Source organism: Gordonia sp. 'Campus' (genome assembly GCF_022206305.1).
Lineage (GTDB): Bacteria > Actinomycetota > Actinomycetes > Mycobacteriales > Mycobacteriaceae > Gordonia.
This window is the reverse complement of record NZ_JAKOIW010000023.1, coordinates 51,262-76,284: the sequence shown is the minus strand read 5'-3', so window position 1 is coordinate 76,284 and position 25,023 is coordinate 51,262. Positions and strand designations below refer to the sequence as shown.

Genomic DNA, 25,023 nt, shown 5'->3' with positions numbered 1-25,023 from the left:
TGCACATCGTCGTATTGGAGCAGTGCTCGGGACATTGGCCGGGGCGGTGATGGTATCGGGGCTGGTGACGGCAGAGGCCTCGGCGGCGTATCCGAAGGGATGGAGCGATTGGGCGTCCTGTTCGGCGAATGTTGCTGTGGGGTCGATTGTTCCGATCACCGACAGCGGCAACCACACCACGAGTCCGTCGCCGTGGGTCAAGGCCAGCGCCCACCAGTTGGGGTACGCGACGGGCTATCAGTCGTTTGTCGTGTCGTTCGAACAGGCCCGGGTCGTCAGCGTGGGTCCCTGCCAGAACGGCAACCAGGTCGTCGGCAAGGTCTACGACAGCGGCACCATGACCACAACGAACCGTGTCGACTGGTCACACAGTGGTGGCGTGTCGCCGAATGTGCTCAACAGCCGTAAAGACCCGGTCTCGTTCTCGCAGCTGACGTGCTACAACAACTGGTGCGCACCGACGGGCATGGTGCAGTAGCCACTTCGACAACTCGTTGGAATATGACTGCGCCCCACCTGGCAATCGTGCCGGGTGGGGCGCAGTTCTAGAAATGCCTGGGAGTGATCACCAGGTGAGCTGAGGCTGCTTCGTCGGCGCCTGGTAGGTGCTGAACTGCCAGCCCTTGAAGCCCGGGGCGCAAGCGGTCGCGCCGAGGTTGGGGTTCTGCGCGAGGACCGAGTTGCGCCACGCATTGCACTCGACGGTGCCGCTGTAGCTGTAGGTGTTTGCCTGTGCGGGTGCGGCGGCGAGGCCGCCGACGAGCGCGGATGCGCCGATACCGGCGACGACGGCCCCGGCGACCACGGTGGCGCGGATCTTGGTGGTGATGGTCATGCTGACATCTCCTTCATTCGGATGGGATTTGTTGCTACACAACGACATGGGCCGTCAGGGCAGGTTGAATGAACCGGCTCCGGGAACCTGCGGTACAGGTTCGCCGAGGACGAAAGCACCACCCGGTAGCGGCGCCTGGTCCTCGTCTTCGTCACCGTCGGGCGATCCTCCTGGCGGCGGGCCAGCGGGCAGCACTTCGGTGATCGTGGTGTTGTAGGTGGTGCTGCCGCCCTCGGCGGGCGGGTTGGTCGGATCAGTGGGCTCGGTGGGCTCAGTGGGGTCGGTCGGCACCGTCGTGGTGGTGTCGACGAGCTGGCGGTCGACGACCACACTCGGCTGCGGCCCCGCTGGTGCTCCCATGCTGGCCCCGCCAGCGGCAACGATTGCGGCAGCGATGACGCCGGCGCCCACCACTGCGGGCACAGCGACATGCAGCCAGGTCCGGCCCGTCGAACTCGCGGGTTCGTCGAGGCGGTGACGCCCACGCGGTGTCGAGGTCTCATTCGGCATCGCTGGTTACACCTTCCAGGCGGGGCCGTAGGTCACGACCTCGGACTGACCGGCGCTCGTGCGGACGGTCATCTTGGTGTACTGACGGATGGTCACAGGCCCGACTGCGGCTTTGACGAGCATCTGGACGCCGCCGAAGTCGGCGTAGGCCAACGCTTGTCCCATGGCACCCTTGACCAGCGGCACGGTCTTGATGCCGCCGTGCTCGACGGTGAACGCGAGCGTCTGGGCCGGAATGACGTTGACGGTGGCAGTGAGGCCGCCGTCCACCGGACTCGGGGTGACAGGCGTGGGGGCCTTGATGTTGATGTTGCCGCCGACGCTTAGGCTCGGGGTGCTCAGGGTGATGCTGACACCGGAGGCGGCGAAGCTCACCGGGTAGCCGACCTGGTAACCGGATTCGAAAGTGGCGCCTTGGATCAAGGTGCCGCGGGGGCCTTTGATCGTGGCCCTGGTCTTGCCGCCAAGGTAGACATCGCGGCTCATCGGCGAGGAGTCCAGCGGCTGATAGGTGCGCATGTGGAGCTGGCGTTGCTCGACAGCGAGGTAGATGCCGTCTTGGGTTTTGAGGTAGCGCGAGCTACCGACCGCGCTGGCGGTGCCCTGAGCACCCACGGTGAGTGCGAGCACGAGGGCCAGGGCCCCCATCAGAACACGAATGGTCCGTCGCCGGATCATGAAAAGGTCTCCCCTGCTGTCTATTCGGCGCATGCAAGTGTCGGGAGTCCGAATAGACGGCGAAAGAAGGGCGCGTGAGACGCTGCCCGACTCTCTCGTGGTAACAGTGGATTCCCCGAAATTCGCTGCACCTTGCTGATTCTCGAATGAAAGCTAGCACAGTGAGACGGCAAGCTCGCGACCGTATCACGAGTGAGGCGCAGGTCACGCCTCGCGGTATCAAGTCGACAATCTGGCGTTGTCGTCTGGTCGGACGACAGAGCTACAGGGGCGGTGAGTTGACAGGTCACCAGCCAGGTTCGGCGAGACGTTCTGCGGTTCATCAGGCGGATCACCCACGCGGGCCAGATGATTGACTCAATGGAGACCCGCCTCGACGACAACTGATCGGCCACCGTGACCCCCGCTTCCCTACCCCGCCTAAGTCCGCTGTTAACGCGGCAATGGCTCACCATCGACGGTGTGGTGACCCAACAGTGGGGGTTCATCACTACCGGCCAGTGTCTACGGCTCGGTTTGACGCGCAGCCATCTCAAACGGTTGCGTCAGGCCGGCTACCTCGAAGGGGTAGCTCACGGGGTGATGCGCAGACCGCGCAGGATCAGGTCCGGCGACCTTCACGCCGCCCGACTCGCATGGGTGGCCGCTGGCGGCGACTTGTTCCCGGCCGAGCGACTATCAACCGAGTGGCCTGACTACGTCGTCACCGCGACCACCGCACTCGCACTACACGGCCTCGCCGAGGCAGTCTCTCTCCCCCAGCTGGCGGTCATCAAGACCAATTTCACGCGCGAACGATGGAGCACCGCCGAAGTACTCGGCCTCGAGCGGCCGCTGAGCTGGGCCACCGACGTCACCATGCGTAGAGGACTCCCCGTCGCTACCCCAGCATCGGCGATCAACGCGCTCAGCACAGTAGGCCGAGACCTGGTCGACGACTTCGCCACCTATCTGGACGGGGTCGCGGCCGCCGCGGATGCGCGCCGTGATCGTGAATCCATCCTGACGGCCATCGCGTCAGCGACCTGACACGGGGAAGTCTAAGGTCCGCGGTCCGCTCCACACCTCCGACCGCTCGCACACTCGCCGGCGGCAATACGGCAGTACGCCTGGCCGAGTGTGCTCTGTGTGCCTCTCCCCCACGCCCGCGTTTTGGGCACGCTCATGAGGCGTCTACGAGCGTTGACTGAACGCCTGCGCGTGCATGCTCGGTGTGCGCGCCGGAGCCTGGGTTGCATTCGGCTGCGAGTTCCATCCATCGTCCGATCGTGGTTCTGTGCACGCCTGTAAGCAGGGCGGTGTCCTCGCGGGGTACACGAAGGCGCTCGGCGACGAGGACGCGCGCGACTGCGCGCTCGTCGTTCCTCAAGCGGCCCTTGCTGCATACGAGCCGGGCCAGCTGTAGGTCGTCTTCGGAGATCTGTTCGTCGACATCCTTCTGACTGAGAAGGCGCGCTTCCTTGGCGGGCGGGGTGTCGGCGGGCGCGGGTGCAGGTGCTGTGACCTGCGGGTGTGCATAGGACGCACGCAGATCGGGCTCCTGTGTGTGCACAGGTACGTCCGTGTCGTCCCGCCTTGCGGTTTCGTTGAGGGCTCGGGCCTCTTCGGGCAGGGACGCGCCACCAGTCCAGACGTGCATGACGAGTCCGTGGATGGAGGCGAGGAGAGCCAGGGGCGCGACGATCGCGATAGCCACGGCCATGAGCCCGTGCATGACGCCCTGGTCGGTGGCGAGGAATGCGTGGCCGGCGTTACCGGCCACGCTCACTGTCGAGAAGATGGCGAGCATGGCGAAGTGGTAGCGCTTGCCGGGGTCGTCGCGGCGTCGAGTTGCGACGTAGACGCACCAGGTGGCTTGCAGAATAAACACGTCGATGACCACTGGCAGGAGCCAGGCCAAGCGGCCTGGGATCGCCCCAGACATTCGGGCGAGATCACTCAGGGCTGTGAAGCTCAGCGTGAACGAGGCCGCAACAACGATCAGGCTCAGGAGGACCGCAGTCGCCACACTGGCGGTGTTCGTCGCACCCTCGGCGGTCTGACGGGTATGAGTAGGGTCGGACATAGATCAACAGCTCCATTTCTGTTGGTCGCCGGTCCTGGTGGTGCTCAATCACCACCAGGACCTCACTACATACCCATATGGGCCATATGGGCACTTATAACCGCTAGAAGGTATAGGTGCGGTTTAGAGGTTCTGCTCGGCAATGGGATCGAATGGCTTGCCGCCGTTGTATTCCCGTTCAAGGCGTGAGCAGAGTTCGTCGATGCCCCAGCGGATGAACGCTTGCTGACTCTTGACGCCGGTCCTCGGGGCGGTCCAGGCGACCGTGTTCTCGAGACGCGCCTTTTGCTCGTCCGCCACCGACAACAGGATGTCGCGCGAGAACGCTGGACTGCGCTTCGATGTTGTCGCGGCGGCTGGACGTGAAGCGCCCCGGTCGGCGGCCACTCGCTGCGACCGTTGGGGAGCAGAGGATCGCGTGGTCTCTGTCTTGGGCGACTGAACCTCACTCCCCTCCCCTGCCTCCGTCGGGGTCGTTGTCGGCTGTGGTGCCGGCTGCGTGGGTGCAGCGGAAGCGAACGAGCTTCGGCGCGGGCGGGCTGGGGGCAGGTTGGGTTCTGGAATGTTGTTCATGCCGCTGCTTCCTCTCTAAGCGCGTTCACGATGGTCTGAAATCCGGCAGCCAGGGTTCGCAGCCGGATTGATGGCGAGCTCATCTCGTCGATCCCCATTCCCACTGCGTTGAGTTTGGACAGATCCGTGCTCACCGGGATGGGGTCACCGAGGATAGGGATGGCGTCGGCCGCAGAACGCTGCTTGATCCATTCGAGCTGCTTCTTGTGGTCGTTGCGTCGGTAGTCAACCTGGTTGACGACGAATCCGGCGACCGGCAGCTCTTTGCCGAGATACATCTGCAGATCGTCGATGGCTACGAGGGTGAAGTCGAAACCACGCAAGGCATCAGCTTCGGGTTGCAGAACGATGAGCACCTGGTCCGCGGCGATGAATGCGTTGCGGGTCACCAGGTCAGTGGCAGGGCGGCAGTCAATCAGCACATCGGTAAATCGCCCTGCGGGCAGCGAGTCGAGGGCTCTCCTGACGCTGAACTCGGCGCCCGGTTTGCCGACCAGGGTGTCTTGCACCGCCTGCAGCTCGTCGAAACCAGACGGAACCAAAAAGAGTCCGCTTCGACGGGTTTCCACGATGGCGTCTACCAAAGTGGCGTCGCTTGACCGATCGAGGACGTCAGCCATGCTGACGCTCGGTGGGTTGTCCGGTGTGAAACTCGTGAAGTGCTGGGTGAGGTTCCCTTGGGGGTCTAGGTCAAGGAGCAGGGTCGGAACTGATTGCGCGGCGTACGCGTGTCCGAGGTTTCCAACAACCAGGGTCTTCCCCACTCCCCCTTTCAGGTTCGCGACGGCCGTTACCTTCATCTCCTCGTCCTTCCGATTCGTTATGTGCTGTTACCGCAGTTCAGGGGGGTGCAGATGCTCAAAGAGAAGATCCACTGATTGCAGGTGATGTGATGTGACATCAGTGGTTATGAGGTTATGTGCGGTTATATAAGCCCTACTAATGCATGATTCCATAACCGAACATCACATGTCCATAGCGCATATTAGCTAATATTAGTACCCATATGGGTAGGTCTCTCACCCAGTATCCGTCTGCCTGGTGAGGCGACCTGCGGCGCCGCCCTCATATGGATCGCGGCCACGACCCTCCGCCGCCACGGTGCCAAACAGGCTCCCTTGGTCGCGGCCAGCAACGTCGGCATGCGTGAGCCTGCTGCGAAGCACTTTCAGCCCAGTTCGCATTCGGGCACGCTCACCTGGCCCTTCTGCGTGGTAGGCCTTGCGTTCGCCCACGATCCGCGCGCGGAGTTGCTTGGCTCGCTCGAACGCGCCGCTAGACGCGGCCGCGGAGTCGACAGCGCCCGGATCTGCCTGGTCGGGCGTCACTGTCCAGCGAGTTCCCCTGCCCGTTCCCATCCGGGTCACCAGCCCTAACGAACCAAGCGTGGTTAGGAGGCCGAGAACGCCCCATCCAGCTCCGCCAGGGGAGAGGGCCGACCTCGTCGCTACCTCGATGGTGGGCAGGGAGGCAGGGTGTGTGGCCAGCAGGGACCAAAGCCTGTGTGAGTGGTGTCCAAGTTGGCCCCAGAGGGGGTGGAGTCTCAGGGGGTCTGTGACGTCATGGTCACCATTTCCCCGGTAAAGCGCGGCTGGCACTCGTAGCGAGTACAAAGCAGCTTCATTGGCCGGCCCGTCGCGCCAATCACGCGTGCGAACGAGCAGGCCACGCTCTTGGAGGCGTTGGAGGTGGACGAAAGCGCGGCTGTCGCAAATCGACATCCAGGTCGCGAGGCAGCGTTTGGCGATGGGGCGATCAGCGAGGCCGTGGCCGTCGGTGAAGCGGTGGGTGATGACGGCCACGGCGGCCGCGACGAGATCCGGTTCGTCCCAGGTGGCAACCTCGGACAGGGCGTCGTCGACGAGTGCTTGGTCAGCGGGGTCCAGTGGCGGCCGATGGCTGGTGGCGCGCGCAGCGATGCTCTGCCAGTGCGCGGCACATGCGGAGCGGGTGCGTCGGCGGTCACCGTCGCGGTCGCGGAACTTCGCAAACGCTGGGCAGTGCGCGTAGAACCAGCGCACGGCCGCGAACGAACGCAATCCGACGTCCCATAACACCCACGCGGCGGCCGTGGCCGCCGCGGAGCGGTCGTCCTCTCCGGTGTCATTGAGGATGCGCCACTGTTGCGCGGAGATGGGTGTGCGTCGCCGCCAGGCTCTGGGGGCCTGCCACTGCAACTCGCCCGCACCGTCAGTGTCGGACGCGAGTTCGTGCATCTGCGCGGCCGCGGACAGCGCGACCATAGGCCCCGGGGTGGGGGAGTGGGGAGTGAGGTCGTCGGTGATCGCGGCGCGGACCCGGTCGCCGGCATGGGAGACGACTGCTCCGATACGCACGCGCTTGACCAGTCCGTCGCGGCGGTGGACTTCGACCTCTAGGCCGAAGCGGTACACCTCGGCGGCGAGCTGCACGCACCACACGTCGTCATGGCGGGTGAACGTCGCCTGCACCGGTCCTGGTTCATCACTACCGAGGGCCGCGCGCAGGCGTTTGGCCGTTTCCACCGCGGTGATGGGTTCGAGGTCGTCGTTGACGGGTGTGCAGTGGCGGCCGCCGGGCTTCAGCGAGGCACTGCCCGGCAGACGCAGGAGATGTCCCGGGCTCAGCACGTCGATGCGGCGAGCCGACAGGTTGAGGTGACGGCGCAGATCAGCAAGGAACTCTCGTATTCCCAGCTCAGACGCAGGGGAGTCGCATTTAAGGATCACGTGCAGCGAGTCCGGGCTACCGGAGCGGGCCAGGTAAGCGGCGGTCGCTGAGTAGTCGCCGAGCACATCGCACAGAAGCGGCCACACCTGCTCTGCGCAGCGGTCAAGGTCGATGACCAGCAGATCGCTGCGGATCGGGGCCACAACAGCCCAGATCGCCTTGCCACCGCCGGCACGCTCTGCCTCGGTGATCAGCTCTATCGGGTTGCCGCTGCGTTCCCGGCGAGCCTTGTTCGCCGTCGCGGTGCCTGCCAGCGCGAAGCTCTCACCACCGGGAGCGGGTAGCAGCCGGTAGACCTCGGACCACCGCGACTCGGTAACCGAGTCGTGATCCGACACGCGTTCATCAGAACTAGCGCGAGCAAAAGGGTGCGCGCTATCCTGAGACCAGTCCTGCACAGACTGTCCCTTCGGGGAAATTGGAGTCCAGCGAGCGCCAACTCGCTGGCTCAAAAACTTCTTGACGGCTCCTCTGGTCCCCCCAGGGGGGCCGTCAATTTTTTACTTGTGGCTCATGCAGTCAGTGAGAGCTGATCCGGGTCACCCCCTGAGTGACTAGGGCCTTCGATGAGGTCCGTGCGGCCGACACGCTGATACATGGTGTCGGCGATGAACTGGCTGGTCGTGTCGTATCCCGCCGAACGGGCTGCGGCGTCGAGATCTACGGCTTGGAGAGCTCGGAAACCCCACATCTTGCGCTTGCCTTTGCTGGGTCTAGGCATGTGCGCGTCACCTCTTCCGTTGATGGTGGTGTGTGCAGTTCGATTCAAGCTCGCCGGCTGCCAGTCTGGCCGAATGTGTTACAGCTACAGGCCCGACACGCCGAGGGAATGAGTAGCAGTTTCAGATTGCTCGGCTTGCCGGCCGTCGTTGGGTGTCGCGCGGCGAGGAACCACCCTCCGGGCATTCGGCCGATGCCGGCCAGATCTGCACCCACAGAGAGAGATTGATTCAGACCGAGCGCGAACGTCGCTGCCACTCGCGCGACCGGATGCGTCAGCGCGGTCCAATTTGTAGGGTCGTTGTCGAAAGAAATTGAGTCACGTTGCACCAAAAGCGTGGAGCTTCGTGTCACCACGGCTATAAACGACGCCCTTTGTAGCGTCTTCTATACTGCGCTGTCGACAGAATGGTGAACCGAAGCGTGTGGGGCAGCACACAACGACTTAGGGGGTCAGCGTGATGGTGAAGTGGCTGCTCGAGTTTGCAGAATCGCGAACGAGGGTGCCCGGCAGGGACGATGCACGCTCTGCTGAGCGGTTGCGGTCCGAGCGCGTGATCACCGGCGCCAGCCGTATAGATTTGGCGGGTCCGCCGCCCAGGACCGATACCAGCACTCAGATTGACTACATGTTGGAGCCGTTGCTCGACGACCATCTGCGGTCTTGGGCGCTGGCTCACACCGTGAATGTTGTGTGGCGACCAGTCCTCACCTCGGTAGGGGTGGGCGTTCGCGCGGACCAGTTTTACGAGGCTTCCGCGGTCGATCCTGAGGTGTTCCTGGCGATTGTGACCGGCGCTCGGAAAGGCCGAACAACCTGGCGGGGGGTCGATCTCGATCGAATGGCCTCCGCCACCGGCATTGCGGCCGCGACGATCGCAACGCTCAATCGGCACATGTCCGGGCGTTGGGCAGACCTGGTGACTAAAGGTGAAGTCGACAAACTGGCCTGAGAAGGCCCGCTCAGCCGTGGAGGGCACCCCGCCTGGGACCTACCGGTGCCGGCTGCGCGTGTTATCGTGGTGTCCTCTCCGGGCCTGAGGCTGTATTCGGCACTGGATGACGACCACGATGTCGCGTACATCGAACCTCACCTCTGTGGGGATCGTGTCGCGGCTATCTACCTGTCTCGTCATCAAGGTGGTTCTCATGTCGAACGTAGCGGAGAGTATTCGTACCGAATCTCTCGTGGAAGCAGTGCGCTCCGAAGTGGTTTCGCGCGAAACCAATTGGTCTAGCGGTATGCCACTAACGACGCCTCCCCGCAACGCGGCGAAGGTTGCAGCAGCCGCACTGGATACATGCACATCAGACTCAGCCGTGTGTAGGGCCTGGCGCAATGCCTGGCGCGGCAGCTGGCTACCGAGCAACGACACGCAGCATGCGCTACGTTGCTGGGCCGTGATGGATGTAGCCGGGTCCGTCGCCGAAGAGATCGTGGCCCTGGACGGGTGGTCCACGGCCAGCGATCGAGATTGGGCCCGCCGTGAGCTCGATACGATCCTGGGCGAGATCGGCAACGCCTTACTCAGAAGCGCCCGTGCCGTCGTGAGCCTCATCGGCGCCCCTGTGCCCCCTATTCGTGAAGACGTCGAAACCCAGATCATGCGCGTCGCGATCCTTCGCGGCTACCTCGAACAGGTTCGATCGGGAGACCTGCCCGCCGCTGCACTCGTTGAACTAGCTGACCTCCCTTACCTTTCCGCTCTCCGTACGTACGCCGACACCAGCAGATAGCGAATTGCTGTACTGCGGAGTCGATAAATCAGCTTCCTGAAAGACGGGTTACGGTCGTGCTTCCAGAGATCGGGTCGGTTCGTCATGTCCACCACCTCAACTGCGGCACTTTCACACCTGTGGGCATTCCCGAATGCGTCACCCACATACTTGCCGTCGAGTTCGACCACGGGCTGGTCCTCGTCGACGTCGGCCTCGGCCAGCAGGACGTCGCCCATCCAATCCGGGGTCTCGGTCAGGCATTACGTGCCGTACGTCCCCGGTTGAGAAGTGCTGATACAGCCGTTCAGCAACTCGCCGGCCTCGGCTACGCCGCGGGCGATGTCGTTGGCATCGTGGCTACTCACCTCGATTACGACCACATCAGCGGCGCGCTCGACTTTCCGGCCGCCCCCGTTCACCTCACCGTGACCGAACTCTTCGCGGCCGCGAGCCGACCAGGCATTCGTGGCCGCATCCGCTACCGCCCGCACCACCTGACATCGATCACCAGCCGCGCGCACACCTATGCACCGGCCGAGGCGGTCCCGGTCATGAACTTCCACGGCCACCCGCTCACCGAGGCCGGCGATCTGGTCTTAATCCCTCTGCCCGGTCACACAGCCGGGCACGCCGCCGTCGCGATCCGCGACCCACACCGGATGGACCGGTGGTTGATTCACGCAGGAGACGCCTTTTTGCACCACACCGCACTCACGTCAACGGCCGATCCGTCTATGGATCGGGTCGAGCGAATGCTGGCGATGGACCCCAGTACCCTGACCCGCAACCATGCGGCTCTGCGGAGTGCAGCCGATCAGGGGCACCTCGTCATCTGCTCGCATGACCGTGAACAGTACGAGCACCTAGCGGCCGCTGCGCACTCCCGGTAAGTCAGCCGAGGACCAGCCTGGCCAAACCCGGTTAACCGCCGGTTCAGTATCATGTATGACGCCACTTAGAAGTAGTGAGCAGGGGGTATGAATGTCGCACTGGATTGTTGTCGAGACGATGGGAACCGGAGCCCACGAAGAGATCGATCCCTCCGTGGTTTTCAAGGGGGGCAAGCGTTCTCCATACACGTCCGTCGACAGGCTGCGGCACGAAGTGCCCCGCGGTGACTACACCGTCCTCGCCTGGATACTCCAGGCCCTTGACACAGTCACCGCCACCGGCAGGTCGGAGTCCGCGGTCATCTCACACGTCGCGATCATCGCCGAACCCGTGTTCGGACCCAACGGGGTGGTGTTCGCGGTACAGCTGTGGATCGGTGACGATGCCGACAGCACGCCGCCCCCTCGCCGCCTTGTCGGGGGGTTCGAGTTCGTCTACGACGAAGAGCTCGATCTTGCGCAGATTCACGAGGGCCCGAACATCGAACGCGACATCCTCGGAATCGACGGCCCTACCCAAGACATCTCCCGTGTTGCACCCGAGGTCTTCCAGTACTTCTACGACTTCCCTCGCGAGTCCGAAATCGGGCCTTTCGTCCGCGACATGAAGGCTGGACGACTGGAAAACGGAGCGAAGTTCGACTCCGCACTCACTGTTCGGCATGAACGCGACAGCGACGACCAGCTGCGCTACCGCTGCTACATGACACTGCGGGCGGTCCGCCTGCCGTCGCGATGGGCACTACGCGGCGTCGTTCACGACATCAACGATGTCGAACCAGCCGAATTTCTCGCCTTCAACAGACACACCGCCCGAGTGATCGCCAACCTCGAAGAACGTGAATCTGGCCTAGGGCGAATCGATTTCGCGACGGGACTGGTCACCGACTGGCTGCGGACACCTCCACCACCACTGAGCGCATGGCTTACCGACAGCCCCATCTTCCATGAGGACGAGCAGGAAACGATCGCGGCAGCGCAGCTGGCACTTCTCACTCGCCAACAGGAGCGAGCTACGTATCGCGCTCGGATCAGATTCGCTGGTGGCCCCGCCGATGTGTGGCACATGGCCCAGTTCACAATCACACCCGACAAACACGGCGAAGATGGCCTCGGCTTCCTCACAGTCGAGCCACTGTCCGAAGAAGCCATGGCCTCGTAACCGCAGGGGCAGCGCAACATTCAGGGTCGAGCGGACTATTGCAAGCCGTTGCTCGGGTGTTATGATTCGATCTACAACGCGCACCTCCACGGTGGACTTTCCCTGACCCTGACGCACCATTCGGGTCTGGTCGCGACACAGAGAGCAGTTCCTAAGCAGCCCGGATATCGGGGGGCTTAGTTACTGACTTGTCGCAATAGTCCAGTCATCCGGGGAGGTTTTTCGTTGTCACGCTCTTTACAGAAATCTAGCGGCGCCAGAGTGCGCGGTGCGGGGTTCGTCCAGCGTGGGATCTCAACGTTCAACCCGCCAAACTGGGCTTCCTTCGGGGCCGATCCGATGATCTGTGCTGGGACCGGGTCATGCAGTGCCCATAAGACGGCGACCGGCCCGGGTGTGCAGCTGGCGAGCTTGAATCGCACCCGGGCCGGGGAATCAGCCAGGTTGACCAAGCTGATGTGGCCAATTGTAGACGTGAGGACACCGCGTCCCTCCGCCGGAAACGCGGGAGGGGGCCTGCCCGAACCGCTCGATGGCGAAAACCGGGTTCTAGCGGGACCGCCATTGCTCGGTCAGAACCTTGTGGTTCGAGGGGGCTGCGTGCGTGTCCGTTCGTATGCGGCCCGGACGTCATCGTCGGCAACTCCCAACGCGACAGCCAAAGCGCTGGCAGAACTCTCGGACAGCGGGCGATGCCCGCGTTCGAGCGCAGCGAGCGTTGAGGTGGGTATACCCGCGGCGGCCGCCAGCTCCGGCTGCGTCAGCCCGGCCAGAATGCGCAGATCTGACAGCAGCGCATCGGACCGGTCGATCGCCACAACCGCTGAGACCGGAGCTTCGAGCACCCTGAGCACGGCCACCAGCTTGTCGATCTGGGGGGAGGATGTAGACGATTCCCAGTATCGGATGGCGTTCTCGCTGACTCCCGCCACCCTGCCAAGTTCGCCGGGGCTGAGACCACGTGACCGACGCAAGTCCGTCAGGGCCTTCGGATCGAAGCCCCTAATTACCTTCCGACTCAACCGTCGGACCTTGTGCTGCGGCGATAGGTCACGACGTTCGATCTTGTCGGCCCGCCTCCTTGGTGTCACACTATGTGACTATAGTCAGGTGTGTTATTTTGAGGTCACAGAAGGAAGGGTGTTTCGTCGGATGAACTGATTGGCGAAAGAACACACCGGTAGGCCGGGTGAGGCCCAGATTTGCCGTCTAACCTCGCCCGACCCACCAGCTATTTGGATACCTAGCTCGGTTGCCGTTGGAGCGGCAGTGAGCCTGGCGTTTCACAGTCTACCGCCGTTGCGGGGTGTGAAACGTCAAGCTGGTCGTTCCTGCTGCTGCCTTACTCGGACAGCGAGGATGCGACGTGACACATGTTGTGAGCAGTACCCAGGGTCGGTGCGAGGCCGGCCACTCCACGATTCCCGGGGTAGAGCTCCTGGGCCGGACGTCGTTCGAGTGCTCCGCCCGGCACCCGGGAATGGTGTGCGTCATCGGCTCGGAGGCCGGTCTCGGCGCCCTACTCGGTTCGGTATCCCGTTGTGCGGTGGGACATCTGCTGGTGCCCACTGGCCCGGAGGATGAGCTAAGTGTGTGGCGTCAGGCGTGGCGGGCGTCTCGTTCCGTTGCTCGCGGCGGTGTGTGGTGACGCGGCGGGGTCGCGCGGCCTCAATCGCGCTAGCGGTGGTCGTGCCGGTGCTTCTGACGGGTGCTCCTTTGGGCGCCGGGACGGCCTCTGCCCGGGTCGACTGCAAGGACGTGTTCGTGCTTGCGGTGCCGGGTACGTGGGAGACCAACGCCAAGGCTCGCCGCGATGTGGTGCCGGGGATGTTATCGAAGGTCACCAACCCGGTGCGGGCGGCGGTGGAGCGGGGGACGCCCATCGTTGGTCCTACGGCCGCGCCGGTGCAGATCGGGCAGGAGCAGAACGGTGCGCCGTCGAGTGGCGGCGCGGTGAGTTCGCTGGTGGGTGGTCTGCTGGACACGGCAGGGCAGATGTCATCGCAGTCGAGCCCGACACTTCCTGACGGGCAGCAGCTTCCGGGGACGACGCTGCCGACGACTGGGACGCTGCCGACTCTGCAACCGGCATCGAATGGCGCGCAGGTCAAACCCCGCATTCAGCTGGCCGACGACACCCCGACCACCTCAGCCCCGACCCCGGGCGATGAGGACAGCGACTCGCCAGCCTCTTCGGGCACTGCGAGCGTCGACGGCGGCGCGATCGGCAAAAGCGTTGGCTTTGAGCAGATCCCGTACGTGGCGCAGGTGGGCGGCCCGATCGCTGGTGTGGTCAAGAACGACCCGCTGACGTTGGGACAGTCGCGGGCCAACGGGACCGCCGCCCTCAAAGCACGGTTGACCGAACTGAGTAAGGCCTGCCCGTCGGCGAAGTTCGCTGGTCTGGGCTACTCGCAGGGATCGTTGGTCCTCGGGGACGTGTTCTCCGAGATCGGCAACGGGCGCGGGCCAATATCAGCCGATCGCATTCTCGCGGGCGGGCTGCTGTCAGACCCGGCGCGGACCCCGACGACGGCGAACCTGGACTCAGAGGCCCCGGCAGCGACACCACAGGTGTTGCCGGGGTCGGAGACCTTCGTCGGCCCGAACGTTGCCGGCCAGGGCGCGGTGGGCGCCCGCCCGGACGGATTCGGCACGCTGGCCGACCGGGTGACGTCGTTCTGCGCCGAGGGCGATGCGATCTGCGCACTGACCGGTAAGAGCAAAGCGATTCAGGCGGTGGTCCCGCTGCTCAATCTGCGCAGCCAGGACATCGGACCGTATGTGTCGGGTCGGGCGAAGACGCTACTGACCAACGTCGCCTCGGCCAACCCCGAAGACATCAACAGAGCGGTGGTGTCGGTGATCAACGCCGCCACGCAGATCGGTGTGGCCGGCGCGACCAACCCCTATGCGATCCCGCTGGAACTGGCGCGGGTGGTGTTCGCCTCGTCGATGCTCGATGACATCGGCCGCGTCGTGAAGATGCCCGAGTACGACGCCTTCCTGTCGCTGGTCAAGCCGGATGAGCTTGCCACCCAGGTGGTTCAGGTGGCCAGCTACAGCCTTCTTGGTGTGCATCAGGCCTACGACCGCCGCCCGGTCAACGCCCAGGGCGACACCGCCACCGTCTTCTTGGCCAAGTGGCTACTCGGCCGGATCGAGGCGTCATGAGCTGACGACGCGCAGCGGCGACTGCGCCCGGCGGACGGCGATGTATGGGAGTGCATCACCGATCAGCACAGGGCGCGGCCACCGAGGTCACTGCCTGACTCGACAGAGCCAGGCGCAGGGTTAGTCCATCAGCTGGGGAGTGAACATGAACAAGGCGACGATCGCCACGGTACTGGGAGCGGTGTTCCTGGTGCCTGTGCTGATCGTCGTCTTTTTCGTTGCCGCCAGCTACAACGCCCCCACCGAGGAAGACTCCTCGGGCGGATACTCCCAAGCCGGATTGAAGACCGGAACGGTGCCGCCCGAGTTCGAACCGTGGGTGATCAAGGCGGGCAAGCGATGCCCTGAAATTTCGGCCCCAGTGATCGCAGCGCAGATCGAGGTGGAGTCCGGGTGGAACCCGCAGGCCGTCAGCCCGGCCGGCGCACAGGGACTTTCGCAGTTCATGCCCTACACGTGGCCGTCGTATGCCGTCGATGCCAACGGCAACGGCACCGCCTCACCGTTCGATCCTCCGGACGCGATCATGGCCCAAGCCAAATTCGATTGCGACACAGTCGCGCAAGCGAAAAAGGACCTGGCCTCGGGTCGGATCAAGGGCGATCTGCTCGACATCGTGCTCAACGCCTACAACTGCGGCTACGGCTGCGTGCTGGCCAACGGCGGACCGAACATCACCAACGGCGAGACCGAAGGCTACGCCCCCGCGGTCAAGCAACGAATCCCGAAGTACGCCTCGATCAATCAATCGGCATCCGGGCGCGGCGGCAAGCTCGCGGGCCCGACGAACCGACGGATCATCCAGGCCGCATTGCGCTGGCTGGGCACCCCCTACGCCTGGGGCGGGGGCAATCAGAACGGGCCGACCAACGGCATCAGTGATGGCGGCGGCGCCGCCGATGCCCACGGCGACTCGGGCAAAGTCGGTTTCGACTGCTCCGGACTCACGCTCTATGCGGTGGCCCAAGCGACCAACATGAAGATCGTGCTCCCGCACTTCACCGGTGACACCGGTAATCCCGGCCAGCTCTATGACCCTCGGGGCAAAGAGATTCCGGTCTCCGAGAAGCGGCCCGGGGATCTCATCTACTTCGGCTCGGGGGGCAACACCCATCACGTCGGAATCTATTACGGCAATCAGAACGGGCAAGACATGTTGCTCAACGCCCCCCAGTCGGGGGATGTCGTCCGAATTCAGCCCCTCTCGGGGTGGAGTGGAGAGGAGTGGTATGTCCGCCGTTTCGGATAGCACCGTCCATCGTCGGTTCGCGGCTGCGAGTCTGCTGGCGGCCGTCACCGCGGCCGGCCTCGCAGGATGTTCGACGCCTGACCGGGTGGAACCACAGGGGCCGTCGTCGGTAGCCCCGCAACCGTTCAGCACGCCCCCGACGGTGTCGTGGCCGTTTGCACCGCCGACGAGCCCGACACATGCGAACGCCCCCACCAAGCTCCCGCCGGGAGTCAGCGTTGATCGGTCAAGCGCCGACTCGGTAGCTCTGGCCGCAACACGCATCTGGTACGGGTGGGACACCACCCGTGACCGCAGCCCTTATGACGCGGCGTTGCGTGCAGCACCGCTGATGGCCGATGAGTGCCGGACCCGGCTGACGGCGACACCACCGACGGGCTCACCCGGCAACTACTGGACACAGCTGGCGCTGGTGCACGCCAAAGCGCAGTTGGGCCCGGGGGATGTGCGGTTCGGGTTCGAGGACCGACCGCCGGACACCACCGCCCGCGCGGTCCGCATTGTGACTGTGACGCAACGGTTTCGCGCAGATCGCCCGGTAGCACCGCGCCGCTATGTGGTGACAGTTCAGCTGACGGCCCGGGCAGGGCAGTGGTCACTGGGTAATCCCGATACCGACCAGTGCGGGGTGAGGCCGCGATGACCGCGACCATTCCGCGTCGCCCGCGTATCGGCGGGGTAGCTGGGGGAGTGGCGACCTCGATCGTCGCTGCCTTGATCGGCGGGGAGGACCTGGGCGTGGTCGCGCCCGGCGACGACGTCGATGTGCTGGTGTGCCGGTCGGTCAGCCATCAGCTGAGCTTGGCTACCCGTATCGCCGCTGCCGCCCCGGTCGCCCCAGTCGTAGTGATCAGTGCTGACAGCCCCAATCGCGCCCCGCATCAGGTCCGCGAGCGCGCCCGCATGCTCGAGCCCAACGTGCCCGCGGTGGTGTGGCTGGACTGGATTGAGCAGGCCCGGTCGATGAGCAACCCGCCCGCGGATTTGCGGTCCGCAGCGATCAGCGATGACCCGGAAGCGTGGTCGATGCGCCTGCGGGCGTTCCGCCACACGCTGATCACCGCCGTCACCGATCTGCTGTCGTCAGCGCCGGTATCGGTCGACCACGACACCCCCCACACTTCCTCGCCGGACGAGGAACAACCGCGGCTTCGCCGCACCTCCTAAAACCCCTCTGTTGGAAGGAAGTACGCCAATGTCCACTGCCCTAGCCGTATGGGATCACCTGACCATCATCGCCGCCTCGCACCCGGGAGGCAGCAGCGGCTCCGGCCAGCACCTGATCCTCGCCGCCCCCGGAGACGGTGATCAGCAGCTGTTCCCCGACCCGCCGCCGCAGCAGCTGCCCGAGGATGCCCAGAACGGCGTCAACATGTTCATCGGCTACCTGAAAACGATCATCTACTCAGCCGCGGTGATCGCGATGTTGTTCGTGGCCGTCGGCATGATCCTGGGTATGCGGGGCCGCTCGAACTTCGCCAAAGATGCGGTGACACACCTGCCCTGGCTATTTGGCGGCGTGATCGGCGCCGGGGCGTGCGTCGGGATTCTGGACGCTTTCGCATGAGTGCGACCCGCCGCGTGCGTGGTGTAGCGGTGGCGCTGGCGGGCGCATGGATCGCTGTGTTCGTGCTGTTCGCCACCGGCGGCTCAGCGGGTGCGGTGCCCTCAACCACCCCGGGCGAGTCGTCGGTGCCGGCGACCTCGGACCCGGCCGCACCGCCGGCGCCCGACGAGTCAGCCGGCGTCGAGGGTGAAATCAAGATGGGCACCCCGAAACAGGGCGAGATCCACTGGGAGCAGTTCGGCGGCGACCGCACAGAAGCGCCCCGGGACTTGCAGTCGTTCTCCGACACCATGATCGGCTATGCCCTGACCGGTTTCGGTATCGCCGCGGTCGTAGGCGGACTGGTGGGCTTCGCCGCCATGATCGTCGGTTTCAGGGGCCGCTCCCAGGTCGCGAAAATGGCTCTAGAGCAGAGCATCTGGCTGTATCTGGCCGTATTGATCGTCGGCTCATTCAGCACGATCGGCGGGATTCTCGTCGCAAGCGCGCTGTGACAGAAGGAAACGAGTGTCATGGGTCTCACAACTAAGGAATTCGCTCAGCGTCGACCGCGGTGGCAGTGGCTCGCGGGCGCGGCAGCGGTGGTCGTTCTGGCCGCTGCGGTCGGGCTGATGATGCGTGGCGGCGAGCCGAGTGACATCGCCGAAGCGCCGAGCCGATCGGCCACGCCGAGTTCGTCGGCGGGCAAGGGGTCGGTGCTGGTTCAGACACCGACGTTGCAGCGTTCGCCGACAGATCCGGAGTGGCTGACCGCACCGCCGCACCGGGTGTCGTGGCAGCGGGTGGATGGTGTGCCGTTCCCCTTCTCCGACAGCGACGGCCCCGCGCGGATCACCGGCCCGATCGCCTCGGGCTACTCCCACACCCCTCAGGGTGCGGTGCTGGCCGCCGCGCACATCACCTTCCGCCTCACGTGGTCACCGGACTATGCAGCGGTCATCGACGCTCAGGCCAAGGTCAGTGCCACCACCCGCCGACAGCTTCTGGTGGCCCGTGACCACGGCGCGACGATCGACCCGGCGGTGCTCGCCCAGGTCGCCAGCGCACCGGTCGCGTTCAAGATCGCCGACTACACCGAGTCCAAAGCATCGGTGTACCTGGCCTTCCCGAGCCGCGGCGAGAACTTCCGATTCGCGGCGGTGCCGGTGGTGTGGGACGAGGGGGACTGGAAGTTCAGCGACGAATGGGACCCCGACTCAGCACCGGACCTTCCTGATTCCCCGTCGTTGTCGGGGTTCACCTCACTACGGGAGCAGCCATGAAGCCACGGCCACCTCAGTTCACTACTCGAGAATTCGCCGAACCGGCGACCGAGGGCCGTCGCACGTGGCGGTGGGTACTGGTCGCAGTCGTGGTGGCACTGGTCGCCGTGATCGCCGGAGTACTGATCGTGCGTGCGGCGTCCGGCCCGGACACCGCGGCCGACACCACCGGCCCGCTCGTCGACGCGGGGGAGGACGGCCAGCACGAGGTGTCATTCGGCAACCTCCGCTGGGAGGCGGTGGGCCGCACGGAGATGCCGTTCTCCGACACCGCCGGACCCCGCACCCTCGATGGAGTCGCTGCGGCGGGTTTCGCCCACACCGAGGCCGGGGCCATTCTGGCGGCCTGGCAAATTCCGATGCGCTTGGCGGTGTTGGCCGGTACCGACTCCATCTACCGCAAGCAGGTTCTCGGCACCCCCGGCGACATCTCGAAGCTGCGTCAATCGGTCGCCGAGCTACAGGCCAGTCTCGACCCCGAGCAGACGGTCCCGCGTGTCATCGCCTGGCGCGCTCATCAGCCCTACAGCGAGCAGGTCGCCAGCTACGACTTCGCGCTGCCCGGCGAGACCTCCACGGCGGTGTCGCTGTTGCGGTTCTCGGTGGTGTGGATGCGTGGGGACTGGCGCTATCAACCGGGCCTGTTCGGCAACGCCACCACCCGCCCCGTCGATGCCACCTCGGTCCATCCCGACAACGGCTGGCACCGCTTCCCGCAAGGAGTGAGCTGATGAGCACTCGGTCACGCACCCTCGCGGCGTTCGTCCTGGTCCTGCTGAGCGTGTGGGGGATCGGGGCCACCGCTGTGGTCACGCCCGCGACCGCCGACCCGGCCAGCGCGCCGGGCTGGATGCCCGAGGAACCGCCACCACTGACCGCCGAGCAGCAGCAGTGGCTCAAACCCCTCGACGGCACCGACGAGGACGGCAAATACCTGGTGATCACCTGCCACGATCACCGCGAGTTCGCCGGCTGCGCCCCCCATGACCCGTCCGAGCAGTCCAAAGACATCGACGCCTACGTGTTCAACGCCTCCGACCGCAGCTACGCCGGGGTCAAGGCGATGGTCCCCGAGCAGCTGGCCAAGGAGCACCGCGAACTGCTCGACGACAACGGCGTCCTCGACTGCGAGAAGGCGCGCAACAAGATTCCTGCCTGCGCCAACCCTGGCGGTGCACCCAAACCCGCCCAATTCGACGAGCAGGGCCGCTTCGTCAAGCTCACCGAAGGTGGTGTGGGACAGGCTGACACCAACGTCGACCTCAGCGCACTCAACCCCGCCAACGCGGCGAAAGATCTCCTCGACAACTGGTTCGCTCAGGCGTGTGAAAGCGTCGGCAAGTTCGCCGGCGACTTGCTGGTGCTGTCGATGACGTGGTGGCTGCGCACCGACTCCATCGACGTCACCTCCGGCGGCATCCTCGCCGGGGAGCGCCCCGTGCAAATCCTGGTGATGATGGTCTTGGCCCTGGGCATCCTGTCCGCGGCGATCACCATGGCGCTGTCCCGACGTCCCGGCCCGGCCGCCGAGCTCGGCGTCGGCGCGTTCAAATTCCTGCTGATCTGTTCGCTGTCGGGGATCGTGGTCACCGGCGCGTTGCACGCTGCCGACGACTTCGCCCGCCAAATCACCGCCAACGGCGCCGAAGAGTTCGGCCCCAACCTCAAAGCCATGCTCGGAATCGCCACCATCCGCAACCCCGGCGGCGTGCTCCTGCTGGGCGTCGTCGCGTTCGTCCTGGGCGCTGTGCAGTGGCTCATCGGCTTCGCCCGCCAAGCCGGTCTGGTGATCCTGTTCGCCATGCTGATCTTCGCCGCCGCGGGTCAACTGTCGTCGTGGGGTCGACAGTGGTTCCCGCGCATCGTGGCGATGATGCTGGCGCTGATCCTGTACAAACCGTTTGCCGCCGCGCTCTACACCATCGGATTCAAACTGATGGGCAACGAGCAATCCCTGTCCTCAGTGATGGTCGGGCTCATGACAATCGGGCTGTGCGTGCTGACGCTGCCCACGATGCTCGCCTTCTTCAAATGGGTCTCACCCGGTGCGCAGGGCGGTGCAAGCGTAGGGACAGTCCTTGCCGGTGGCGGTGCGATCGCCGCGGCCGGTATGGGCCAGTTCGCCGGCGGCGGAGCAGGCGGCGACTCCCAGTCCAACTACATGGACTCAACCGGTCCCGGATCGTCGGGCGGTGGCGAAGCCGACCCCAGTCCCGGGAACAGTCCCGGCGGATTCGGTAGCGGCGGCGGGGGCGGGGAGAGCACTGACGGCTCCTCGGGCGGCGAGGCCGGTGGTTCCTCACCCGAAGCCGATTTGGGCGCCGGTGATCTGGGTCCGGCCAGTGAAGCGCCCGACGCCGGCGGCGGTGTGCCAATGCCCGGTGGCGCCGGCGGCGGCGCGGATGCCGCGGGCGCGGCCGGAGGCGCCGAAGCGGCCGGCGGAGGAGCCGCAGCCGCGAATCCGTATGTCGCAGCAGCGATGGCGGCCAAGGAAACCGTGGAGACCGCCGTCGACACCGTCGGCGAGGTCGCCGAAGGCGCAGCCACCGAAGCGACCGGCGGCGACGACACCGGCCCCGACATGCAATGACCACCCAAGAGAAGGGACCCACACAGATGACCGCCCCCAACACGCAGACCACCACCGCGACGACGGCCGCGGCCGCGCCCCGACCGTCCACCATGACCCCGGCGCAGCGGCGGGAGGGCCACCGATGACCACGACAGAACCGGCGTACCGGTCCGGGCGCCGCTCACGCAGTGGGTTGGCGGTCGGTCGGCTGGAAAACCGCCACAGCATCATCTTGGCCGTCACGGTCACGCTGGTCACGTTGTCGCTGTTCCTGGGCAACCTGCTGCTCACCGGTGTGCTCGCGCTGATCGCGGTTCCGGTGCTGATGCTCGGGGTGCTGCCGTTCGGCGCCGCAGGCAGAACCGTCGTGGAACGCCTCGCCGCGCGGATGCGGTTCGCGACGGCGGGCACCACCTCGGCGTGGTCCGATGATGTGCTCAGCGAGATCCCGCGCGGAGACAACCTGCCCGGGGTCCTGGCCCCGCTGATGCCGATTGAGGTCGAGGACGGTCGCGGCGGTCACCAATGCTTGGTGTGGAACCGCCAGACCGGGATCGTCTCGGCGCCGATGTTCGTCTCACCGGTGGGATTGACCCTCGCCGACGACGGCGACGCACTGACGTGGGTGACCAACTTCGGTGGCATGCTCGCCGACCTGGGGCACATGCCGACCGTCTCCTCGATCACCTTCACCTGTGAATCTGCGCCCACCGGCGGGATGAACCAGCGTTCCTACACCCGCAACCGCATCGAGCGGGCCCGCGAGAGGGCCAGGGAAACCGCCCGTATCAGCGGCGCCGACGTCGTCGAACCGCCGGACGTGTGCGTGCGGGTACTCGACGGGTTGGTGTCACAGAGCCGCGCCCAGACCGCCGACGTGACGTGTCTGGTCACCATCAATTTCGATCTGACCAAGGCGCAACCCGCTCCCAAGGATCTCAGCCAGGGCGCAGCCGAAGTGGTGAACATGTTGCCGCGGTTCGAATCTGCGCTGGCGGCCTCAGGGATGACGGTGACCCACCGGGCGACCAAAGGCCAGCTGATCCGTTATATCCGTACAGCCTTCGATCCGGCACTACGCAACACAGACCTCGACGAGGCCGCCGAGGAGCAGGAGTGGCGCGGCGCGGCACCCCTGCGGACAGAGGCCAGCGTGGATACCTACGCCCACGACTCGGGCTACTCGGTGTCGTGGGTCTACAGCGAATCCCTCGGCGGACTGCGCCGCTTCCGCGGCATGTTGCCGATGGTCTCACCGGGCCGCTACCACCGCCGATTCTCGATGGTCTACCGCCCCTACTCGGCGGTCGAGGCGTCCCGGCAGGTCGAAAAGGAAGTCAGCGCTGGTGTGTTTCGGCGCATCTGGGCACAGAAGACGAAGAAGGACGAAACCCAACGCGAGCACGACGACCGGGCCGCGGCCCGGCGCATGGCGCAGCAGGAATCGCTCGGCGCGGGTCTAGGACTGTTCACCTTCTACGTCACCACCACCGTGCGCAACGAAGACACCCTCTCCGAAGCGTGCGCGGATGTCGAACGCCGCCAGGGTGAATCGAAAACGAAGTGGCGCCGCGCACGACGGGCGATGGAAGCAACCTTCGCCGCGTCGCTGGGCGTGGGCATCGAACCGACCAGCGCACTGTCGCGGATGGCCAAAGATCGTTGGGGGGCATAGAAACACATGGGTAACCACTCGGTGCTCACGATCAGCGAACCCGATCGCGACGTGCACAGCGACGACGAGGCGGTGTTCGGCGCAGGCGAGCGCGCCACGATGGGCCAACGCATCTTGCAGAAGATGGGTTTCGGCGCCACCCCGGCAGAGCACGACGACAGCGACGAGGAAGCGGTCTCGATCGACAACGTGCCCATGCACATGCCCTTCGACATGCTCAACGCCGCACTCGGAGCGCCGCCGCCGGCCAAGGGACGCCGCCGTCCGTTCGGCGGCTGGTCTCCCAACGTGGAAGCGGGCACCCTGTATCAGTCCACGACCGCCGAGCTGCCCGGTTTCTACCCGTTCCCTGCCCCGGCCGGCGCGCGGGTACGCGGCGTGCCTTTCGGCAACCACCTACACACCGCTGAGCCGATCGGACTCGACCCGGCGCAGTGGCTCAAAGACGGCCTGGTCACCAACACCGGTATCTGGATGCAAGGCCAGCCCGGAGTGGGCAAGTCGACCGGCCTCAAACGGCTCGGCATGGGCCTGGTCGGGTTCGGATTCATGATGATCGTCCCGGGTGACCTCAAAGATGAGTACACCCGCATGGTTCGGGCGATGGGCGGCGAGGTGGTTCGTCTGGGCCGCGGCCATGAATCGCTCAACCCGCTCGACCGAGGGCCACTGGTCGCGGTCATCACCGCCTCGACCGGCGGTGAGAAACAGCAGCTGATGGCCCTTGCCAACTCGCGGCGCCTGGCCCTGTTGGAGTCGCTGATCACCATTGTTGGTGAGGGCAAGCAGCTGACGGCGACCGAACGCCTGCTCCTGGGGGCTGCGGTGGCGATCGCTGATGACGCCGCCGGCGACGACGAACCGATCATTCCCGCAGTCCTCGAAGCAATCGACCACGGCAGCGACCCGCTGCGCAAAATCATGGCGGTCCCGCTCCAGGGCGACACCGGGTCCGGGGATCTGGCCTATCAGCGCGAGGTCCGGGAGTTCCGCAACGCCGTAGCGCTGCTGTGCAGCGATGACGGGCCGATCCGCGGGATGTTCGACCGCCCATCGAGTTTCAAAGTCACCAAGGACATGCCGGCGTTGTCGCTGTCGTTGTCGGCGATCGAGGACGAGTCCGACGACGTCGTCGCCTCGGCGATGCTGTGCGCCTCGACGTGGGCAACCTCGGTGGTGGAAGCGCAGCAGGCCAGTGGGCTGCGCCGCAACATCTACCAGCCGCGTGACGAGGTGTGGCGGGCATTGCGCGCGGCACCCGGGTTGGTGGAGAAGGAAGACCGTGCGACCCGACTCAACCGTCACCGCGGCATGGTGACTGCTCAGTCCACGCACTCGGTGACCGACCTCGACGCCTTGCCGACCATCGAGGACCGCGCCAAGGCGCGCGGCATGGCCGCCCGCAACGGTGTGAAGATCCTCGGTGGCCTCGACGACGCCGAGATGAAACGGCTGCACGAGATCACTCCGTTCACCAGCCGCGAACGCCGACTGGTCACCCAGTGGTCGGCTCCGCCGACGTGGGTTCCCGGGCAGCTGCACCCTGGCCGCGGCAAGTACCTCATCAAATCCGGTGCGCGCATGGGTCTTCCGGTGCGGGTGGTGCTGCTGGAAGAAGAAATCAAGCTCTACGACACCGACAACGCCTGGGAAGGGGTTTAGC

General features: G+C 65.3%; 25 protein-coding genes and 1 pseudogene. 17 read left to right on the top strand and 9 right to left on the bottom strand.

The features are described from left to right. The coding region (locus MAY35_RS20465) for a hypothetical protein (protein ID WP_238423123.1) at positions 1–478 on the top strand (478 nt) is incomplete at its 5' end. An 87-nt stretch (positions 479–565) separates the two neighbouring features. Here MAY35_RS20465 and MAY35_RS20460 read toward each other — a convergent pair. Genes MAY35_RS20460 through MAY35_RS20450 form a run of 3 tightly spaced genes read right to left on the bottom strand, consistent with a single transcriptional unit; the run spans position 566 to position 2,023 of the window. Beyond that, positions 566–835 (bottom strand): hypothetical protein, encoded by a 270-nt coding sequence (locus MAY35_RS20460; protein WP_238423122.1) that lies wholly within the window; start codon positions 833–835, stop codon positions 566–568. A 54-nt stretch (positions 836–889) separates the two neighbouring features. Continuing rightward, on the bottom strand, positions 890–1,345 hold the full coding sequence (locus MAY35_RS20455) for a hypothetical protein (RefSeq protein ID WP_238423121.1): 456 nt from the start codon (positions 1,343–1,345) through the stop codon (positions 890–892). A gap of 6 nt (positions 1,346–1,351) precedes the next feature. After that, the gene (locus MAY35_RS20450) at positions 1,352–2,023 is read right to left on the bottom strand and encodes an MspA family porin (RefSeq protein WP_238423120.1); all 672 of its coding nucleotides are present in this window, start codon (positions 2,021–2,023) and stop codon (positions 1,352–1,354) included. Positions 2,024–2,419: 396 nt separating this feature from the next. On the opposite strand from MAY35_RS20450, the pseudogene MAY35_RS23450 reads away from it, so the two are divergent. Continuing rightward, positions 2,420–2,593, top strand: a pseudogene (locus tag MAY35_RS23450) (type IV toxin-antitoxin system AbiEi family antitoxin domain-containing protein); the annotation flags it as partial. A gap of 69 nt (positions 2,594–2,662) precedes the next feature. Continuing rightward, positions 2,663–3,052, top strand: coding sequence for a hypothetical protein (locus MAY35_RS20445; RefSeq protein WP_238423119.1), 390 nt, complete (start codon positions 2,663–2,665; stop codon positions 3,050–3,052). Positions 3,053–3,185: 133 nt separating this feature from the next. Here the strand turns inward: MAY35_RS20445 and MAY35_RS20440 are convergent, their stop codons facing one another. The 5 genes from MAY35_RS20440 to MAY35_RS20420 form a co-directional block, all read right to left on the bottom strand. Continuing rightward, positions 3,186–4,031 (bottom strand): DUF2637 domain-containing protein, encoded by an 846-nt coding sequence (locus tag MAY35_RS20440; protein WP_238423118.1) that lies wholly within the window; start codon positions 4,029–4,031, stop codon positions 3,186–3,188. 180 nt (positions 4,032–4,211) lie between these two features. Continuing rightward, a complete protein-coding gene (locus tag MAY35_RS20435) occupies positions 4,212–4,475 on the bottom strand; it encodes a hypothetical protein (RefSeq protein WP_238423117.1) in 264 nt (87 codons plus the stop codon). A 182-nt stretch (positions 4,476–4,657) separates the two neighbouring features. Further along, positions 4,658–5,461 carry a ParA family protein gene (locus tag MAY35_RS20430; protein ID WP_238423116.1) on the bottom strand — a complete coding sequence of 268 codons (804 nt, stop codon included), beginning with the start codon at positions 5,459–5,461 and terminating at the stop codon, positions 4,658–4,660. Between the two features lie 219 nt (positions 5,462–5,680). After that, a complete protein-coding gene (locus MAY35_RS20425) occupies positions 5,681–7,708 on the bottom strand; it encodes a hypothetical protein (RefSeq protein ID WP_238423115.1) in 2,028 nt (675 codons plus the stop codon). Between the two features lie 173 nt (positions 7,709–7,881). Beyond that, positions 7,882–8,091 carry a hypothetical protein gene (locus MAY35_RS20420; RefSeq protein ID WP_238423114.1) on the bottom strand — a complete coding sequence of 70 codons (210 nt, stop codon included), beginning with the start codon at positions 8,089–8,091 and terminating at the stop codon, positions 7,882–7,884. A gap of 460 nt (positions 8,092–8,551) precedes the next feature. On the opposite strand from MAY35_RS20420, the gene MAY35_RS20415 reads away from it, so the two are divergent. The 4 genes from MAY35_RS20415 to MAY35_RS20400 all read left to right on the top strand — a co-directional run bounded on the left by MAY35_RS20415 (position 8,552) and on the right by MAY35_RS20400 (position 11,861). After that, entirely contained in the window at positions 8,552–9,043 is a 492-nt protein-coding gene (locus MAY35_RS20415; protein ID WP_238423113.1) for a hypothetical protein, read from the top strand. 106 nt (positions 9,044–9,149) lie between these two features. Then, entirely contained in the window at positions 9,150–9,827 is a 678-nt protein-coding gene (locus MAY35_RS20410) for a hypothetical protein (protein WP_238423112.1), read from the top strand. A gap of 119 nt (positions 9,828–9,946) precedes the next feature. Beyond that, positions 9,947–10,699: an MBL fold metallo-hydrolase gene (locus MAY35_RS20405; protein ID WP_197505615.1), complete on the top strand. Its 753-nt coding sequence runs from the start codon at positions 9,947–9,949 to the stop codon at positions 10,697–10,699. 91 nt (positions 10,700–10,790) lie between these two features. Next, the gene (locus MAY35_RS20400) at positions 10,791–11,861 is read left to right on the top strand and encodes a GAF domain-containing protein (RefSeq protein ID WP_281063158.1); all 1,071 of its coding nucleotides are present in this window, start codon (positions 10,791–10,793) and stop codon (positions 11,859–11,861) included. 572 nt (positions 11,862–12,433) lie between these two features. Here the strand turns inward: MAY35_RS20400 and MAY35_RS20395 are convergent. Continuing rightward, complete coding sequence (locus MAY35_RS20395) at positions 12,434–12,952, bottom strand: helix-turn-helix transcriptional regulator (RefSeq protein ID WP_308192479.1); 519 nt, start codon at positions 12,950–12,952, stop codon at positions 12,434–12,436. A gap of 598 nt (positions 12,953–13,550) precedes the next feature. On the opposite strand from MAY35_RS20395, the gene MAY35_RS20390 reads away from it, so the two are divergent. The 10 genes from MAY35_RS20390 to MAY35_RS20345 all read left to right on the top strand — a co-directional run bounded on the left by MAY35_RS20390 (position 13,551) and on the right by MAY35_RS20345 (position 25,022). After that, positions 13,551–15,035: a cutinase family protein gene (locus MAY35_RS20390; protein WP_238423110.1), complete on the top strand. Its 1,485-nt coding sequence runs from the start codon at positions 13,551–13,553 to the stop codon at positions 15,033–15,035. A gap of 145 nt (positions 15,036–15,180) precedes the next feature. Beyond that, entirely contained in the window at positions 15,181–16,284 is a 1,104-nt protein-coding gene (locus MAY35_RS20385; RefSeq protein WP_238423109.1) for a bifunctional lytic transglycosylase/C40 family peptidase, read from the top strand. Between the two features lie 639 nt (positions 16,285–16,923). After that, complete coding sequence (locus MAY35_RS20380; protein WP_238423108.1) at positions 16,924–17,451, top strand: hypothetical protein; 528 nt, start codon at positions 16,924–16,926, stop codon at positions 17,449–17,451. A gap of 28 nt (positions 17,452–17,479) precedes the next feature. Continuing rightward, positions 17,480–17,851 (top strand): hypothetical protein, encoded by a 372-nt coding sequence (locus tag MAY35_RS20375; RefSeq protein ID WP_238423107.1) that lies wholly within the window; start codon positions 17,480–17,482, stop codon positions 17,849–17,851. Further along, positions 17,848–18,345 (top strand): hypothetical protein, encoded by a 498-nt coding sequence (locus MAY35_RS20370; protein WP_238423106.1) that lies wholly within the window; start codon positions 17,848–17,850, stop codon positions 18,343–18,345. The genes MAY35_RS20375 and MAY35_RS20370 overlap by 4 nt, the downstream gene beginning before the upstream one ends. Before the next feature lie 18 nt (positions 18,346–18,363). Continuing rightward, positions 18,364–19,113 carry a hypothetical protein gene (locus tag MAY35_RS20365; RefSeq protein ID WP_238423105.1) on the top strand — a complete coding sequence of 250 codons (750 nt, stop codon included), beginning with the start codon at positions 18,364–18,366 and terminating at the stop codon, positions 19,111–19,113. After that, complete coding sequence (locus tag MAY35_RS20360) at positions 19,110–19,844, top strand: hypothetical protein (protein ID WP_238423104.1); 735 nt, start codon at positions 19,110–19,112, stop codon at positions 19,842–19,844. Before MAY35_RS20365 ends, MAY35_RS20360 begins: the two co-directional genes overlap by 4 nt. Further along, a complete protein-coding gene (locus tag MAY35_RS20355; RefSeq protein WP_238423103.1) occupies positions 19,844–21,703 on the top strand; it encodes a hypothetical protein in 1,860 nt (619 codons plus the stop codon). Before MAY35_RS20360 ends, MAY35_RS20355 begins: the two co-directional genes overlap by 1 nt. 124 nt (positions 21,704–21,827) lie before the next feature. After that, positions 21,828–23,360 (top strand): SCO6880 family protein, encoded by a 1,533-nt coding sequence (locus MAY35_RS20350; protein WP_238423102.1) that lies wholly within the window; start codon positions 21,828–21,830, stop codon positions 23,358–23,360. A 6-nt stretch (positions 23,361–23,366) separates the two neighbouring features. Beyond that, on the top strand, positions 23,367–25,022 hold the full coding sequence (locus MAY35_RS20345) for a hypothetical protein (RefSeq protein ID WP_238423101.1): 1,656 nt from the start codon (positions 23,367–23,369) through the stop codon (positions 25,020–25,022). Position 25,023: the final 1 nt, after the last annotated feature.

Coding starts and splice junctions, on each gene's coding strand:
- MAY35_RS20460 (WP_238423122.1), bottom strand. CDS start 835: ATGACCATCACCACCAAGATCCGCGCCACCGTGGTCGCCGGGGCCGTC.
- MAY35_RS20455 (WP_238423121.1), bottom strand. CDS start 1,345: ATGCCGAATGAGACCTCGACACCGCGTGGGCGTCACCGCCTCGACGAA.
- MAY35_RS20450 (WP_238423120.1), bottom strand. CDS start 2,023: ATGATCCGGCGACGGACCATTCGTGTTCTGATGGGGGCCCTGGCCCTC.
- MAY35_RS20430 (WP_238423116.1), bottom strand. CDS start 5,461: ATGAAGGTAACGGCCGTCGCGAACCTGAAAGGGGGAGTGGGGAAGACC.
- MAY35_RS20420 (WP_238423114.1), bottom strand. CDS start 8,091: ATGCCTAGACCCAGCAAAGGCAAGCGCAAGATGTGGGGTTTCCGAGCT.
- MAY35_RS20415 (WP_238423113.1), top strand. CDS start 8,552: ATGGTGAAGTGGCTGCTCGAGTTTGCAGAATCGCGAACGAGGGTGCCC.
- MAY35_RS20410 (WP_238423112.1), top strand. CDS start 9,150: ATGACGACCACGATGTCGCGTACATCGAACCTCACCTCTGTGGGGATC.
- MAY35_RS20400 (WP_281063158.1), top strand. CDS start 10,791: ATGTCGCACTGGATTGTTGTCGAGACGATGGGAACCGGAGCCCACGAA.
- MAY35_RS20385 (WP_238423109.1), top strand. CDS start 15,181: ATGAACAAGGCGACGATCGCCACGGTACTGGGAGCGGTGTTCCTGGTG.
- MAY35_RS20380 (WP_238423108.1), top strand. CDS start 16,924: ATGACCGCGACCATTCCGCGTCGCCCGCGTATCGGCGGGGTAGCTGGG.
- MAY35_RS20375 (WP_238423107.1), top strand. CDS start 17,480: ATGTCCACTGCCCTAGCCGTATGGGATCACCTGACCATCATCGCCGCC.
- MAY35_RS20370 (WP_238423106.1), top strand. CDS start 17,848: ATGAGTGCGACCCGCCGCGTGCGTGGTGTAGCGGTGGCGCTGGCGGGC.
- MAY35_RS20365 (WP_238423105.1), top strand. CDS start 18,364: ATGGGTCTCACAACTAAGGAATTCGCTCAGCGTCGACCGCGGTGGCAG.
- MAY35_RS20360 (WP_238423104.1), top strand. CDS start 19,110: ATGAAGCCACGGCCACCTCAGTTCACTACTCGAGAATTCGCCGAACCG.
- MAY35_RS20355 (WP_238423103.1), top strand. CDS start 19,844: ATGAGCACTCGGTCACGCACCCTCGCGGCGTTCGTCCTGGTCCTGCTG.
- MAY35_RS20350 (WP_238423102.1), top strand. CDS start 21,828: ATGACCACGACAGAACCGGCGTACCGGTCCGGGCGCCGCTCACGCAGT.
- MAY35_RS20345 (WP_238423101.1), top strand. CDS start 23,367: ATGGGTAACCACTCGGTGCTCACGATCAGCGAACCCGATCGCGACGTG.